Annotated in this window: 15 protein-coding genes and 1 other RNA gene; 13 read left to right on the top strand and 3 right to left on the bottom strand. The window is 65.1% G+C overall.

The annotated features are described in order from the left end of the window. Positions 1-184 precede the first annotated feature (184 nt). Positions 185-527: a transfer-messenger RNA gene (gene ssrA, locus WFP39_RS07670) on the bottom strand. A 34-nt stretch (positions 528-561) separates the two neighbouring features. Further along, positions 562-975, bottom strand: coding sequence for a large conductance mechanosensitive channel protein MscL (gene mscL / locus WFP39_RS07675; protein ID WP_336918762.1), 414 nt, complete (start codon positions 973-975; stop codon positions 562-564). A 162-nt stretch (positions 976-1,137) separates the two neighbouring features. On the opposite strand from mscL, the gene WFP39_RS07680 reads away from it, so the two are divergent. Genes WFP39_RS07680 through WFP39_RS07700 form a run of 5 tightly spaced genes read left to right on the top strand, consistent with a single transcriptional unit; the run spans position 1,138 to position 4,753 of the window. Beyond that, positions 1,138-1,746, top strand: a complete 609-nt coding sequence (locus WFP39_RS07680) for a LemA family protein (RefSeq protein ID WP_336918763.1) — start codon at positions 1,138-1,140, stop codon at positions 1,744-1,746. Positions 1,747-1,772: 26 nt separating this feature from the next. Then, a complete protein-coding gene (locus WFP39_RS07685; RefSeq protein ID WP_336918764.1) occupies positions 1,773-2,579 on the top strand; it encodes a TPM domain-containing protein in 807 nt (268 codons plus the stop codon). A 3-nt stretch (positions 2,580-2,582) separates the two neighbouring features. Then, positions 2,583-3,260 (top strand): TPM domain-containing protein, encoded by a 678-nt coding sequence (locus WFP39_RS07690; protein ID WP_336918766.1) that lies wholly within the window; start codon positions 2,583-2,585, stop codon positions 3,258-3,260. 21 nt (positions 3,261-3,281) lie between these two features. After that, on the top strand, positions 3,282-3,824 hold the full coding sequence (locus WFP39_RS07695; protein WP_336918767.1) for an NUDIX hydrolase: 543 nt from the start codon (positions 3,282-3,284) through the stop codon (positions 3,822-3,824). Further along, a complete protein-coding gene (locus tag WFP39_RS07700) occupies positions 3,821-4,753 on the top strand; it encodes a ketopantoate reductase family protein (protein ID WP_336918768.1) in 933 nt (310 codons plus the stop codon). Before WFP39_RS07695 ends, WFP39_RS07700 begins: the two co-directional genes overlap by 4 nt. Here the strand turns inward: WFP39_RS07700 and WFP39_RS07705 are convergent. Beyond that, on the bottom strand, positions 4,750-5,676 hold the full coding sequence (locus WFP39_RS07705; protein ID WP_336918770.1) for an isopenicillin N synthase family dioxygenase: 927 nt from the start codon (positions 5,674-5,676) through the stop codon (positions 4,750-4,752). The two genes, WFP39_RS07700 and WFP39_RS07705, sit on opposite strands and share 4 nt — an antisense overlap. Before the next feature lie 72 nt (positions 5,677-5,748). Here WFP39_RS07705 and WFP39_RS07710 point away from each other — a divergent pair, with 72 nt between their 5' ends. The 8 genes from WFP39_RS07710 (at position 5,749) to WFP39_RS07745 (ending at position 15,973) form a co-directional block, all read left to right on the top strand. After that, positions 5,749-6,585: a beta-etherase gene (locus tag WFP39_RS07710; RefSeq protein WP_336918772.1), complete on the top strand. Its 837-nt coding sequence runs from the start codon at positions 5,749-5,751 to the stop codon at positions 6,583-6,585. Positions 6,586-6,590: 5 nt separating this feature from the next. Beyond that, complete coding sequence (locus WFP39_RS07715; RefSeq protein WP_336918774.1) at positions 6,591-7,559, top strand: 2-hydroxyacid dehydrogenase; 969 nt, start codon at positions 6,591-6,593, stop codon at positions 7,557-7,559. Next, the gene (locus WFP39_RS07720; protein ID WP_336918775.1) at positions 7,556-8,455 is read left to right on the top strand and encodes a kinase; all 900 of its coding nucleotides are present in this window, start codon (positions 7,556-7,558) and stop codon (positions 8,453-8,455) included. The genes WFP39_RS07715 and WFP39_RS07720 overlap by 4 nt, the downstream gene beginning before the upstream one ends. A 51-nt stretch (positions 8,456-8,506) precedes the next feature. Continuing rightward, complete coding sequence (locus WFP39_RS07725) at positions 8,507-10,615, top strand: PQQ-dependent dehydrogenase, methanol/ethanol family (RefSeq protein ID WP_336918899.1); 2,109 nt, start codon at positions 8,507-8,509, stop codon at positions 10,613-10,615. Next, positions 10,612-11,868, top strand: coding sequence for an FAD-dependent monooxygenase (locus WFP39_RS07730; protein WP_336918777.1), 1,257 nt, complete (start codon positions 10,612-10,614; stop codon positions 11,866-11,868). Before WFP39_RS07725 ends, WFP39_RS07730 begins: the two co-directional genes overlap by 4 nt. After that, on the top strand, positions 11,868-12,950 hold the full coding sequence (locus WFP39_RS07735) for an alpha/beta hydrolase (protein WP_336918779.1): 1,083 nt from the start codon (positions 11,868-11,870) through the stop codon (positions 12,948-12,950). The genes WFP39_RS07730 and WFP39_RS07735 overlap by 1 nt, the downstream gene beginning before the upstream one ends. Positions 12,951-13,016: 66 nt before the next feature. Next, complete coding sequence (locus WFP39_RS07740) at positions 13,017-14,966, top strand: outer membrane protein assembly factor BamB family protein (RefSeq protein WP_336918781.1); 1,950 nt, start codon at positions 13,017-13,019, stop codon at positions 14,964-14,966. A 23-nt stretch (positions 14,967-14,989) separates the two neighbouring features. Continuing rightward, positions 14,990-15,973, top strand: a complete 984-nt coding sequence (locus tag WFP39_RS07745) for a VOC family protein (protein WP_336918782.1) — start codon at positions 14,990-14,992, stop codon at positions 15,971-15,973. Positions 15,974-16,023: the final 50 nt, after the last annotated feature.

Consider the following 16,023-nt stretch of genomic DNA (forward strand, 5'->3'; position numbering starts at 1 on the left):
ATAAACACAGCGGTCTTCCGAAGTTGACACCGCAGCGCCGCCAATCAGCGCCGCAGTTCACAAACCCCCGTGGCCAACGATGGAAAGAGCGCGCACGGCCATGCGCCACGCACCGCGATGTAGGAAACGGGGAATGCCGAAAGGGTAAGGTGGGGGTTTCTGTTGCTAGCTACCCCCGGAGCCCCGGAATCCGTTCTGTTGCCCGGTCGGTCCAACCGCGCTTTAGCTTCGTAAGATCAGGCCGTTAGGCCATCAGGTTACGCAGCGATTGCGAGTGCTTCGTTATCGTTGGCACTTGTGTGTTTTGAGCCTTTAACGGGTTACTCAGCCCGGGCGAAAACAGTGCTTTTCAACACACGTCGATCCTGGTTCGGCCCCGTCATTTGCCCCGCGATACCGGAGCAGGTGGTGGAGCCGCCGGGTACTGCCCCCGGGTCCGCTGTGCCTATTGCACACCGCAATTTATCGCCATAGCCGGCCGAAACCGGCAGCGCTGATATAGCGATGATTTGCTGAATGGGAAGTGAGCGGCTGCGCAAAAAGGGCAGCCGCTCTTTCGCCTTACTTCTTCAGCGCGTCGCGGATTTCGGTGAGCAGTTCCACTTCGGTCGGGCCGGCGGGCGCGGCCTCCTCGGCCTTCTTGGGCATCAGCTTGTTGGCCTGGCGCACCAGCATGAAGATCACGAAGGCCAAGATCAGGAAATTGATCACCACCGACACGAAATTGCCATAGGTGAGCACATTGGCCCCGGCCTCGCGCGCGGCGGCAAGCGAGGTGCCCGGTGCGACATCGCCGCTGAGGACGATATAGAGGTTCGAGAAATCCACATCCCCCACCACGCGGCCGATCAACGGCATGATGATATCATCGGTCAGCGAACTGACGATGGTGCCGAACGCCGCGCCGATGATAACCGCCACCGCCAGATCGAGCACATTGCCGCGCGCGATGAATGCCTTGAACTCGCTCAACATATTTGTGTCCCCTTCTCCAATTTCGGGCGATTGCTTGCCAGCTTCAATGGTTAACGGCAAGTGCCGCCATAGCGCAGGCGGCAATCCTTGAAAGGCCGGGCAACCGTGCTATATGCACAATACACCCGCGGATGGGCGGGCGGTTTGGAAGGATTTTGCACGATGTTCACGCGCCTTTTCCGCATTGCCACCGTTGCCATCGGCAGCCTTGCGCTGGCCGCCTGCGGCATCAATTCGGTGCCCACGGCAGAGGAAAACGCCAAGGCCAAGTGGGCCGATGTGCAGGCCGCGTTTCAGGAACGCGCCAATCTGATTCCCAACCTTCAGGAAATCACCATGGCTTCGGCCGAGCAGGAGCGTGAAACGCTGCAAGGCGTGATCGAAGCGCGCGCATCGGCTACCCGCCCCGAAATCCAGCTTTCGGGCGATGATCTGAACGATCCCGCGAAGATGGCTGCCTTTGCCCAGGCGCAAAACCAGCTGGGCGGCGCGCTTGCCCGCCTGATGGTGACGGTGGAGCAATATCCCGAATTGCGCAGCCAGGAGAATTTCGGCCGTTTCATGACCCAGATCGAAGGGCAGGAGAACCGCATCCGTGTGGCCATCCGCGACTATAACGAGGCGGTGCGCCAATATAACACCACGATCCGCACCTTCCCCGACATTATCGGCGCCAAGGTGATCCACGGCGCGGAACCGATGGTGCCCTATGAAGCGGTCACCGCCGGGGCCGAGGTCGCGCCCACGCTCGACATGCGTTCGGACAATTGACCGGGCACGCGGCGGGGCAAGGCGTGATGCGACTGCGGGCAATCCTGCTGGCCTTTCTGGCCGCGCTGATGCTTGCGCCCGCCGCGCAGGCACAACCTTCTTTCCCCGAACGCGGCACCGCGCCGGTGCTCGATCTGGCAGACATTATCGACCCCGCGACCGAAGCCGATCTCACCGCGCGACTCGATGCGTTCGAGCAGGCGAACCAGCGGCAATTCGTGATCGTCACTCTCCCCACCCTCGATGGCTATGACATTGCCGATTACGGCTATCAGCTGGGCCGCTATTGGGGGCTGGGCGACGCGGAGAACAACGATGGCATCATCCTGATCGTCGCCCCGAACGAACGGCTGATGCGGATCGAGGTCGGCTATGGCCTCGAAGCGATCATCCCCGATGGGCTGGCCCATGACTATATCGAGGAAATGAAACCCTATTTCCGCAACGGCGATTATTCGGGCGGAATAGCGCTGGGGGCAGAGCGGATTATGACGCAGCTCACCCTTCCGCCAGAGGAAGCCGCCGCAATTGCCGCTGCCGCCGGGCAGGATCGGCAGGGCGAAGGCGGCATTCCGGTGGGCGGCCTGATCTGGCTGGGCTTCCTGTTTTTCTTCTTCATCCTGCCCATGCTACGCAGCGGCGGGCGCAGGCGCTATCGCGGCGGCGGCGTGGCAGGCGCGGTGGGTGACATCATCCTGTGGGAAGCGGGCAAGGCGATTGCGCGCGGCGCATCGGGCAATACCGGCTGGGGCGGCGGCGGCGGTTTCGGCGGTGGCGGCTTCGGAGGGGGCGGTGGCTCCTTCGGGGGCGGCGGCGCTTCGGGGGGATGGTAGGCCATGCCTTTGCACGATGAACGCCAGCACCAGATCGTCAGCGACGCGGTGGCACAGGCCGAGGCGGCAACCAGCGGCGAGATTGTCACCGTGGTGGCACAGGCGAGCGACGGCTATACCGATGTCGCGCTCGTCTGGGCGATTGCCATTGCCTTTACTGCCATGTCGTTGTTCGCGGTGTTCCCCGATTTCTACACCGGCTTGTGGGACACGGCCTTTCATGCCGGGTGGGCGGGCGAGTGGACGCATGGCGAAGTGCTGACGCTGGCAATCGGCTTTGGCCTCATCAAATTTGGCGGCGTGATGGCGCTGATGCTGTGGCGGCCCTTGCGCATGGCGCTGGTGCCCGGCCCCATCAAGCGGCTGCGCGTGCGCGGCGCGGCGGTGCGGCATTTCAAGGTAGGCGCGGAACGGCGCACGCATGGGCGCACCGGCGTGCTGATCTACCTGTCGATGGACGAACACCGCGCCGAAATCGTTGCCGACGATGCGATTGCGGCGATTGTTCCTGCTGATGTCTGGGGCGTGGCAATGGCCGATATGCTGGCCGAAATCCGCAAGGGCTGCGTCGCGGAAGGCATTGCGGCGGGCGTGCGCGATGTGGGCGCGGTGCTCGCCGAACATTTCCCGCGCAATGGCGACGATGTGAACGAATTGCCGGATCGCTTGATCGTGCTGTGAGGCTCCGTTACGCCGCTTTGCATGGTGGATGATCGCAACGCGCCCGACGAAGTGGTATGGCAGGGCCGGTGGATCACCGCGCACCGGCGGGGCCGTTGGGAATATGTCACCCGCGCGCGCGGCATCCGTGCCGCCGTGATCGTGCCGCTCGACGGCGATCATGTCATTATGGTCGAGCAATTCCGTATTCCCGTGGGCGCCGCCGTGATCGAACTGCCTGCCGGGCTGATCGGCGACGAGGATGGGCTGGAGGGCGAGGACCCCTTTGCCGCCGCGCGCCGCGAATTGCTGGAGGAAACCGGCTACCGCGCAGAGCACTGGCAGGATTGCGGCGAATTCTTTTCCTCCCCCGGAATGACGGGTGAGAGCTTCACCCTGCTCAAGGCCACCGGCCTTACACAGGTGCACCCCGGTGGCGGCACGGCGGAGGAGGACATCACCGTGCACCGTGTGCCAGTGGCCGACCTGCCTGCCCGTCTTGCCGCGTGGCGCGCACGGGGGCTGGCGGTAGATGCGAAAGTGCTGGCGCTGATCGGCGGTGCCTTGCTGGGAGAGAATGAATGAAGCTGGCCATCCTTGGTTCGGGCGCGATGGGCTGCCTGTTCGGCGCGGCCTTTAACCGGGCGGGGGAATCCGTCACCCTGGTGGATGTAAGCCAGCCCCACATCGACGCGATCACCACGCACGGCCTCGAACTCGACACCCGCGCCGGGGTGGAGCGCCTGCCTATCCCCGCCTGCCAGCCCGCCGAGGCCAGCGGCCCGTTCGACCTGATCGTGGTCTTCACCAAGACCTTCCACACCGTGAGCGCGCTCGAAGGCATGGCCCACGCCATCGGGCCGGACACGCATCTGCTGTCCCTGCAGAACGGGCTTGGCAATGACGCGAAGCTGGCGGGATTTGTGCCTGATGGGCAGGTGATGGTGGGCGCATCGATGCTGCCATCCGACCTCGTCGGGCCGGGCCGCGTGCGCAGCCATGGCGAGGGCTATTCACGGCTTTACCCTGCTTTCGGCGGCGATCCGGCTATGGCCGAGCGCGTGGCCGACGCGCTGACGCGCGGCGGCTTGCCCGCGCAGCTTGACCCCGCGATCCACGAGGCGATCTGGTCGAAAGCGATCTTCAACGCCGCGATGAACCCGCTCTGCGCGCTGACCCGCCGCACGCCAGGCTTTCTGGGCGCGAGCGCAGAGGCGCGCGCCACCATCCGCGCGGTGGTGGAGGAGGGCGTGGCCGCCGCGCATGCCAACGGCCGGATGATCGACGCGCAGCCGATCCACGATTTGACGCAAGTGTCGATGACCGACCACGCCGATCACGAAGCCAGCATGTTGCAGGACGTGAAGGCCGGCCGCCGCACCGAAGTCGACGCGATCAACGGCGCGATTGTCGAGGCGGCAGAGGCCAAGGGCATCGCCGCGCCCGTCACCCGCACGCTGTGGCACCTCGTCAAGCTGGAGGAGGCCAAGTTGGCGGAATCGGCAGATTGCTAGGCCAGCTTGATCTCGCGCAGGCGCTCCATCAGGTAATCCTGCGCGGTGATTGGCTCCTCCCCCCCTTCAAACATCGGCGTGATGAGAAAGTCAGGCCGGAAGTGCAGGAAAAACGGCATCGAATAGCGCGATGTGCGCGCCGCATCGCCCGCCGGGTTGACCACGCGGTGCGTGGTGGAACGCAGGCGGCCTGCGGTCAGCCGTTGCAGCATGTCGCCCACATTCACCGCCAAGGCGCCCGGCGGCGGGCTGACCGGCAGCCATGTGCCATCGCGCGCCAGCAATTCCAGCCCCGCCGCCTCTGCCCCCAGAAGCAGCGTGATGGTGTTGATATCCTCGTGCGCGGCGGCGCGGATTGCGCCTTCGGGGGCTGCCTCAATCGGCGGGTAATGCAGCAGGCGCAGCACTGAATTGCCATCCCGCACGCTGTCTTCAAAGAACAGCTCCTCCTCCCCCAGATAGAGCGCAATGGCCGAGAGGATCCGCCGCCCCGTCCATTCGAAGGCCAGAAACAGATCCTGCATCACGGGCCGGAAATCGGGCAATTCGTCGGGCCAGATATTGGGCCGCATATGCGCCGAATAGGGATGACCCGCCGGCAGGTCGCGCCCGACATGCCAGAACTCTTTCAAATCCTGCACCGCCGCGCCCTTGGCCTGCTCCACCCCGAAAGGTGTGTAACCGCGCGCACCCGCCTGCCCCGTGCGGTGATAGGCGCGCTTCATATCGTCCGGCAGCGCGAAGAACTGCCGCATCAGCGCATCGGCGCGGTCGATCAGGCCTTGGTCGATCCCGTGCCCTTCGACCACGGCAAAGCCATATTCCTCGAACGAGGCGCCCAGTTCGTCCGCCAGGTCGGGCAACGGCTGATCCAGCCGCACAAAGGCGAGGTGGCGGGCGGTATCAGGCGCAGAATCTGACATGGCGCAATGTCTTTCACTTTTCTTTCGGGCCATCTCGCCATAGCAAGCCCCCCGGAGAGAGGAACCCCGCACATGGCCGCGAACAACACGATCACGCTTTTTGACCTTCAGGTGTCCACCGGCGCCACCATCAGCCCCTTTGTCTGGGCCACGAAATTTGCCGTGGCGCACAAGGGCTTCGACCTCGACATAGTGGACGGCGGCTTTACCGGCATTCTGGAACGCACCGGCGGCCGGACCGAACGGCTGCCTGCCATCGTCGATGATGGCAAATGGGTGCTCGATAGCTGGGGAATCGTCGAATATCTGGATCAAACTTATCCCGACCGCCCGCTGCTGATCCCCGATGAGAGCGTCGCTGCGCTGACCAAGGCGCTCGATGCGTGGTTCTGGCCCGCCGCCGTGGGGCCGTGGATGCGCAGTTTTTGCGCCGATTACCGCGATGTCTGCTTCGAACATGACAAGGACTATGTCACCTCCACGCGCGAAGTGATGCTGGGCGGAAAGCTGGAGGATCTGCAAAAGGGCCGCGAGGATCGGCTCTGCGCGATTTCGGCCGCGCTCGAACCGCTGCGCATGGCGCTGCGCGAGCATGATTTTCTGGGCGGCAGCCGCCCCAATTACGCCGATTACCGTATCATGGGCGGTTTCCTGTGGCTTGCCAGCCTGGCGCAGACCCCGGCGCTGGCGGCAGACGATCCGCTGCGTCCGTGGATCGAGCGGGTGCGCGGCCTGTATGGCGGGCTTGGCAATCACCCTGGCCTGTTCGAGATTTTCGGGCTGGAACAGCGCGCGGGCGATCCTGATCCGTTCAACCGGGCAGCAGGGACCGGCGGCATTTTCAAGCGCAACACCGGCCCCGCCTCCACCGCGGCGGAAACCAAGGCCATCACCGCGAAGAAGGATTGACGCGCGTGCAACGCCTCAAGGTTCTCGTCACCCGCCGCTGGCCTGCCGAGGTGGAAGCGCGGCTGGCCGATGCGTTTGATGTGACGCTGAACGAAACCGACACACCGCTGACCGGGGCCGAGCTTGCCGCCGCGATGGGCGAATATGATGTGCTGTGCCCCACCGTGTCCGACCGGATTGACGCAGCCGTCATCAACGGCGGCGGGCGGGTGCGGCTGATTGCCAATTACGGCGTCGGCTTCGATCACATCGATTTGGCGGCGGCGAAGGCCAGGGGCATTGCCGTGACCAATACCCCCGGCGTGCTGACCGATGCGACCGCCGACATTGCGCTCACCCTGATCCTGATGGCCGCGCGGCGCGCAGGCGAAGGCGAGCGCGAATTGCGCGCCGGCAAGTGGAGCGGCTGGCGGCCCACCCACCTCATCGGCAGCGCGCTCAAAGGCAAGGTGCTGGGCTGCGTGGGCTTTGGCCGTATCGGCATCGCCACCGCGCGGCGCGCGCATCACGGCTTTGGCATGAAAATCGCCTATTACGGCAGGCGCCCTTGCGAAGATGCGGTGGTGCAGGAATTGCAGGCCGAGTTCTGCCCTGATCTGAATGACTTGCTGGACAAAGCTGATTTCGTTTCGCTGCACGTGCCCGGCGGCGGGGAAACCGCCAACCTTATCGATGCCGCCGCCATCGCACGCATGAAACCGGGCAGCTACCTCATCAACACCGCGCGCGGCGGCGTGGTGGATCACGACGCGCTGGCCGCTGCGCTGAAATCCGGGCACCTCGCGGGCGCGGGGCTGGATGTCTATCCGGCAGAGCCTGCGGTGCCGCCTGCCCTGCTCGGCATCGAGAATGTCGTGCTGCTGCCGCATCTGGGCAGCGCCAATGCCGAAACGCGCATCGCCATGGGAATGTGTGCGCTGGCCAATGTGGAGGCTTTCGCGAGGGGTGCAGACCTGCCAAACCGCGTGGCATGAGCACCGACCCGATTGCCGCGCTGATAGAGGCCCATGGCCTGCCCGATCCCTATCGCACGGTGGTGGCGCAGCACTGGCAACCGCTCGCCACGGCGATTGCGCGGCGTGCGGCGGATACCACGCCGCTGATCGTTGGCATCAACGGGGCGCAAGGGTCTGGCAAATCGACACTCTGCGCCTTTCTGGAAGTGCTGCTCGCCGCGCGGCAATTGCGCGCGGTCACCCTGTCGATCGACGATCTGTATCTGGGCCGGGCGGACCGGGCGCAACTGGCCGAGAAGGTTCACCCGCTGTTCGCTACGCGCGGCGTCCCCGGCACCCATGCGCCGGGCCTTGGCATTGCCATAGTCGATGCCGTCCTGTCGGGGCATGATTTCGACCTGCCGCGTTTTGACAAGGGCACGGACGAGCGCAGCGACGCGGCGGAACGGATCAGCGGCCCGGTCGATGTGCTGCTGCTCGAAGGCTGGTGCGTCGGCTGCCGCCCGCAGGCGGACGAGGAATTGCTGGAGCCAGTGAACGATCTGGAAGCGCGGGAAGACGCCGAAGGCATCTGGCGTTCGGTCAGCAATCTGTGGCTGCGCGGCGATTACGCGAAGCTGTTCGGCCTGATCGACATGCTGGTGATGCTGAAGGTCGACAGTTTCGAAACTGTGATCGCCAACCGCCTGAAACAGGAGGAGAAACTGCGCGCTGCTCGCCCCGATGCCCCGCACCTGATGGACGAGGCCGCCATCCGCCGCTTCTGCCAGCATTACGAGCGGCTGACCCGGCACATGCTGCAAGACCTGCCGCCGCGTGCCGATGTGGTGTTCGAACTGGGGCCGGATCAGGTGCCGCTAAACTTGCCAAAAACCCTGTCCGCGGGACTCGCCAGCCGCGATCTTCCATCCTAACATCCGTGACGATGACGCCCGCAAAGGGCGCATGGGGAGAGAGATGTGACGATGGATTGGGTGCGATTCGCGCTGGCTGTGGGTGCATCGCTGGCGCTGGCGGCGTGCGATCCTGCCGAAATGGGCGCGGTGGACGAAGCCCGGCTGCTCAGCGCAGAGGACGATCCCGATAACTGGCTGAGCCATGGCCGCACCTATGCCGAACAGCGCTATTCCCCGCTCGCCGACATCAACCTCGACAATGTGAGCCAGCTTGGCCTCGCCTATGCGGTCGAACTGGATACCAATCGCGGGCAGGAAGCGACCCCGATCGTTGTTGATGGCACGATGTATGTCAGCACCGCCTGGTCCAAGGTGATGGCGCTCAACGCCGCCACGGGCGAGGTGCTGTGGCGTTACGACCCGCAAGTGAACGGTGCCAAGGGCGCCGATGCCTGCTGCGATGTGGTCAATCGCGGCGTGGCGGTATGGGAAGGCAAGGTATTCGTCGGCACGATTGACGGGCGGCTGGTGGCTCTCGACGCCGCAACGGGCGCGGAACTGTGGGATGTGGTCACGGTCGATCAGGCCAAGCCCTACACCATCACCATGGCCCCGCGCGTGGTGCGCGACAAGGTGATCATCGGCAATTCGGGTGCGGAAATGGGCGTGCGCGGGTATGTGTCTGCCTATGATGCGGACAGCGGCGATCTGGTCTGGCGGTTCTATACCGTGCCCGGCAACCCGGCTGATGGGCCCGATGGCGCGGCAAGCGACGAGGCATTCGCCCGCTTCGCCGGGGACACATGGGCCGGCAATTACTGGGAAATGGGCGGCGGCGGCACCGTGTGGGATTCGGTGGTCTATGATGCCGAATTTGACCAGTTGCTTATCGGCGTGGGCAATGGCTCCCCCTGGAACCACCGCGCACGCAGCGCCGGGCGCGGCGACAATCTGTTCCTGGCCTCGATCCTCGCGCTCGACCCCGACACGGGGGCGTATAAATGGCATTACCAGCAGAATCCCGGCGAAACATGGGATTACACCGCCACCCAGCAGATGACGCTGGCCGATCTCACGATTGATGGGCAGGTTCGCAAAGTCATCCTGCAAGCGCCCAAAAACGGGTTCTTCTATGTGATCGACCGGGCCGACGGAAAGCTGATCAGCGCCGAAGCCTACACCACGCAGAACTGGGCCGAGCGGATCGACATCGCCACGGGCCGTCCCGTCGAACGCCCCGGCGCGCGGTTTGAAAACGCGCCCGCGATCATCATGCCATCGGGCATTGGCGGCCACGCCTGGCACCCGATGAGCTATTCGCCGCGGACGGGCCTTGTCTACATCCCAGCCATGCAGACGCCGCTCGCCTATGCGGACGACACCAATTACACCCGGCATATCGGCCGCTGGAATACCGGCGTCGCGTTCCTTGCCCCGCCCGAAGGCTTGGTTCCGGGCGACACGCCGGAGGCGCGCCGCGCCTACCTTACCGCGCAGACCAAGGGGCGGCTGGTCGCATGGGATCCGGTGGCGCAGCGGGAGGCCTGGGGCATTGATCGCGATTGGCCATGGAACGGCGGCACGCTGGCGACCGGCGGCGATCTGGTTTTCCAAGGCCTGCCGCAAGGCCGCTTCGTCGCCTATGACGCGCGCAATGGCCGCGAGGTCTGGTCGTTTGAACAGGAACGCGGGATCATGGCCGGGCCGATCACCTACCGCGTGGACGGGGTGCAATATGTCGCCGTGATGGCAGGCTATGGCGGATCGATGGGCATGGCCAGCCAGACCGACTGGATGCGCCGCCCGCCGCCCAACGGGATGCTGCTGGTGTTCCGCCTGAACGGCACGGGCAAGCTGGAACCTCTGCCCCCGCAGGCCCCGCGTCCCTATGTGACAAGCGACGAGAGCTTCACGCCGCAGCAGATCGCCGCAGGGCAAGCCGGCTATTTCGGCTTCTGCACCATCTGCCATAACGGGCCGGTCAATCCCGACCTGATGAAAAGCCCCGTGGCTGCCGACAAGGCGGCGTGGAGCGCGGTGGTGAAGGACGGCATTCTGGCGCAGCGCGGCATGATCAGCTTTTCGCCGTGGCTGGATGACGGGCAAATCGAGGCGGTGCGCGCCTATGTCCTGACCGAAGCGGCGCGCCGCGCGGCAGAGGAAGGCGCAAGGCCATGAGCGCGGCAACCGATGTGCTGATTGTCGGCGCTGGCCCTGTGGGGATGCTCACCGCGCTGGCGCTGGCCCAAACCGGTGCCAGCGTGCGCGTGATCGAGCGCGAGGGGGATATCATCAATTCCCCGCGCGCGGCGATCTACTTCCCCTCCACGCTGGCGGTGCTGGAAGAACTGGGCATCCTCGAAGAACTGGACGCGATCGGCTTTCGCACCCGCATTTTCGGCACCCATGTGCCCGAATTTGGCTATTCCTCGGTCGTGAAATTCCAGCCGGTGGCCGGCATCCCCTACAACTGGCAACTCCATGCCGGGCAGCACGATGTCGCCCGCGTGGCAATGGAGCACGCGCTGCGGCTGGGAGTGGAAGTGCACTTCGGACACAGGCTGGCCAGCCTTGCCGATCACGGTGACCATGTGACGGCCGAAGTCGTCGGGCCGGACGGAGCCGAAACGGTGTTTGCCGCAAAATGGGTGATCGGCTGCGACGGGGCGCGCTCCACTGTGCGCAAGCTGGCGGGGATCGCCTTTGAAGGGCACACCTGGCCCGAACGGTTCGTGGGCACCAATGTGATCTTTCCCTTCACCGAACTTGGCTACCAGACGGCCAATTTCGTATGCGACCCGGTGAACATGGCGGTGATCGCTCAGCTCGACCGCGAAGGCCTGTGGCGCTGCACCTATATGGAGGATTCGGCGCTGCCGGAGGAATCGTTCGAGGAGCGCATCCACCAGCGCTACGAATGGTTCATGCGCGGGCGCACCGATTACCGGATCGTCTCCGCCAGCCCCTACACGCTGCATCAGCGGGCAGGCGAAACATTGGTGAAAGGCCGCGTGCTGCTGGCCGGCGATGCGGCGCACGCCACCAATCCGTGCGGCGGCCTCGGCCTCACCAGCGGGGTGTGGACGGGCATGGTGCTGGCCGATGTGCTGGGCGCGGTGCTGCGCGGAGAGGAAGACGAGAGCATCCTCCAGCGCTTTTCGGATGAGCGGCGGCGCGTGTTCTGGGAAGTCGTCTCGCCCGCGGCGACCGAGAACAAGCGCATGTTGCAGGAAAAGGACCCCGACCAGCGCCAGAAGGATCTGGGCTTCATCAAGGCGCTGGAGGAGAACCCGGAAAGCGGCGCGCTGCTGCTGCTGTTCGCCTACAAGGTGATCGGCAATGTCCTGCGTCCCGGCAGCCGCTGGGCCGATGCCGATCCGTCCGACCGGGTGGCGATCAATATCAAGGATCGCAAGGGACAAATCCACTGATGCGCTCCTACCGCCCGGCTGATCTTCATGCGGCGGGCGTGGGCAAGCCGCTCGAACTTGCCGCGCATGGCTTCTTCTGGGTGGGGGGCGAATTGATCGACCATCCCGCCGCGGGCAAGGCGATGCGGGGGCAGATGTATGTCGAATACTGGATTCCTGCGCGCCTCACCCATCCGCTGCCTTTGGTGCTGATCCATGGCGGCGGGGGGCAAGGCACCGATTTTCTCGGCACCGCCGATGGCCGCGAAGGCTGGGTGCATTATTTCGTGCGCGCCGGATGGGCGGTCTATGTGGTGGACCGTCCGCAGCATGGCCGCAGCCCGTTCCACCCCGAATTTCAGGGCGCGATGGCCCCGCCCGGCCCGACCCATTTTCTCGAACGGCTGTTCACCCGGCCCGCTGCCTTCCCCGACAATTACCCGCAGGCGCGGCTGCACACGCAATGGCCGGGTAGCGGGGAGCTGGACGATCCGGCCTTCCTGTCTTTCCTTGCCGGAACCGGGCCGACGCTGGCCGATCCGGCCGCTGCGCAGGTGGACGCGCAGCGCGCGGGGGCGGAATTGCTCGACCGGATTGGCCCGGCGGTGCTGCTCACCCATTCGGCAGGCGGCCCGCCCGGCTGGCTGATTGCCGATGCGCGGCCCGATCTGGTGAAGGCCATCGTGGCAGTCGAGCCGCTTGGCCCGCCCTTTGCCGCGATCAGCGGGCCGTTGCCCTATGGCATTACCCATGCGCCGCTTACTTTCGATCCGCCGCTGGCGCCCGGCGAACTGCCCTCAGCGATGGATATGCCCTCCCCCGGCGCGGGGTTGGTGGCTTACAAGGTGCAGGCCGAGCCTGCGCGCCGCCTGCCCGCGCTGTGCGGCAAGCCCATCGTGGTGGTGACGGCAGAGGCAAGCTGGATGGCGGCAGACAACCACGCCATCGTGTATTTCCTCGCCCAGGCCGGGGCCAGCGTGGAGCATCTGCGGCTGGAGGATCACGGTGTGCACGGCAACGGCCATGCCATGCAATTGGAAGCCAACAGCGACGCGGTGGCAGGCGTGATCGCGGGCTGGCTCAACGAACGGGGCTTGAGTTAGTTATAAAAAGGAACGATTAGAAGACTGAGAATCGCCGTGGCAGGCGACCGGGGGAAGGATCGAACGATGCGCAAATTCATGGCCATGGCACTGGCAGGCAGCCTTCTCGCCTCTCCGCTGATGGCGCAGGGCGATACGCTGATCCGCCCGGCGGATGGCGACTGGCCGCTTTACGCGCGCGATCACGGCGGGCAGCGTTTCGTGCCGCTGGACGATATCAACACCGGCAATGTGGCGCAGCTTGAGCGCGCCTGGACTTACCGCCTGCGCCCTGAAGGCGGCGGGTCGATCCTGGCGGGCACGGTGCCCGTGGTGATCGATGGCATCATGTATATGCCGCTGGGCGATGCGGTGGTGGCGCTGGAAGCGCATACGGGCCGCGAATTGTGGCGGCATCAGGTAAGCGGCGCAACGATCCGCCGCAGCGTAACCTATTGGCCCGGCGATGGGGAACGCGGCGCACGGCTGTTCTATGGCAAGGCCAATTCCATCGTCGCGCTCAACGCCGCCGATGGCTCGCTCGCCACCGAATTCGGCGGCGATGGCGAGATGGAGTTTGAAGGCACGCCCTATGCCTATCCTCCGTCAATCTTCCGCAATGTGCTGGTGATCGGCGCGCTGACCCCCGAAATCCCTGTTGGCCCCAGCGGAAACAGCCGCGCCTTTGACGCGCGCACCGGGGCGAAGCTGTGGGAATTCGACGTGGTGCCCCAGCCGGGGCAGTTGGGGCATGAAACCTGGCTCAACGATGGCTGGCGCGGGCGGCCGGGCAACAATATGTGGGTGTGGTACACCACGGCGGATGTGGAAACCGGCCTCATCTATATGACGCTGGGCAGCCCCGGCCCCAATTACTGGGGCGGCGACCGGCCGGGCGCCAATCTGTTCGGCAATTCGGTAGTGGCCGTGGATGCGGAAACGGGCGCATACCGCTGGCATTTCCAGACGATCCACCACGATCTGTGGGACTGGGATCTGCCCGCCCCGCCCACTCTGGTCGATGTGGAAAAGGACGGGCGCACCATCCCTGCCCTTGCGCTCACCGGCAAGCCGGGGCTGATGTATATTCTCGACCGGCGCACCGGTGAACCGGTGCACGGCGTCAACGAGCATATCGTCGCCGCTGCCGATGTGCCGGGCGAATGGTATTCGCCCACCCAGCCCATCCCGGTCAAACCTGCACCGCTCAGCCGGATGTGGTGGAACCCAACCGATGTGGTCACGGCAGAGGACACCTCGCCCGAACACGCCGCCGCCTGCCGCGCGCTGCTCGACAGCTATGGCGGCACCTTCTTCAACGCCGGGCCGTTCACCCCCTTCTTCCTGCGGCGCGAAGGCGATCCGCCGCGCGCCAGCATCAACCTGCCGCATAATGGCGGGTCGAATTGGGGCGGCAGCGCAGCCGATCCGCGCAGCGGCACGATCTTCATCAACACCACCGAAAGCGGCTCCATCGGCTGGATCGAGGAACGCGATCCGGCAGGCGATTACGGGCGCGGCACGGCCGGATCGAACCAACCCTATGACCGGGGCAGCCTGACCGGGCCGGGCGCCTATGCCAGCTTTTCTGCCAGCTTCACCGCACCCGATGGCACCCGCACCACCCTGCCCTGCATCCGCCCGCCCTGGGGCCGGCTGATCGCGGTCGATGCCAATTCGGGCGAAATCACCTGGGCGGTGCCGCTGGGCACGTCGCCCGAACTGGGGCCGGACAAGCAGGACACGGGCAGCAACAACACCTTTGGCGGGCCGATGGTGACAGCAGGCGGCCTCGTCTTTATCGGCGCGACATCGGACAGCGTGATGCGCGCCTTCGATGCCGAGACCGGGCAGCTCGTCTGGTCGGATCAGCTCGATTACGCGGCGATGACCATTCCGATCAGCTATCGCGGCGCGGACGGGCGGCAATATATCGCCGTGTTTGCCACAGGCTCCGCCTTCGGCCCGCCGGTACGCGGGGCAGACGGACGTCCCGCCAATAACGAAGCGCTTATCACCTGGGCGCTTCCAGAGTAGACTGCGGGTTGGGAGAGAAGGACATGAACACGAAACTGGCGCTTTGTGCCGCTGCCATTGCCCTGATGTGCGCACATCCCGCCGCCGCGCAAGAGGTGATAACCACGCCCGAAGGCGCGATCATGGAAAGCGGCGCCGCGCTCGCCTACGGCCCCGGCGAATTGTCCGACGCGCAATTGAACGGCAATGCCCGCCACCTGTTCCGGCAGGATTCGGCCAATGTCTTCCGCCGCTTCCCGCGCGAGATGACCGAGGCGATGGTCAATTTCTATGTCGGCGCGCTGGGGCTGCGTTCGCTCAACCCCATCCAACTCACCGCCTCGCAGCAGATGATCCTGACAGGCGTAGGCACCGGCCAGATCAAACTGTCCGCCGGGCAGGAAGGGAATCGTCTGTATAACCTGTCGGGCGGCTATGCGGGCGGCACCGGCATCCGTTTCCTGGTGCTGTCCTATCCCGATGCCGAAGTCGTCGCGGCCCGCTTTGCGCAAAGCGGATTTGCCGCGCCGCAATTCACCGCGCGCGAGGACGGGACCGCACAGGCGCTGGTGCAAGATCCGGCGGGCATGGACATCGTGATCGTGGTGAACCCCGATGCGGCTGACCATTCCGACGACGGTGTGGGCGTGGGGATTCAGGTGTCCGACCTCGACGCCTCGCGCGCCTTCTACCGCGATTTCGTGGGGCTGGACGAGCTGGAGCCGGTAGAGTCCTCGCTACTGGGCACCACGCTCTATCCCTATGCCCATGCCGAAACCACCATCCTACTCTACAAGATGGGCGACAACCTGCCTGCCGATACGGGCAGTTCGGGCATTCAGTATGTGGTGGCCGATGCGCCCTATGTCGCAGCCATGGCCGATCACCGCGGCGTGACGGTGGAAACCCCGCTCAACCGGTTGCGCGGCTTTGACCTGACGACGATCTGGCTGAACGATCCGGATGGGGTGACGAATTACTTCGCGCAGGTGGGGCCGAACAGCCGCACGGCCAGAGGGGAAAACTGATACGAAAAAGGGGGCCGTGCTGGCCCCCTTCCCGTTCTTCGCCATTCGCC

The sequence above is a fragment of the Alteraurantiacibacter lauratis genome, from assembly GCF_037154155.1.
GTDB classification, from domain to species: Bacteria; Pseudomonadota; Alphaproteobacteria; order Sphingomonadales; family Sphingomonadaceae; genus Alteraurantiacibacter; species Alteraurantiacibacter lauratis.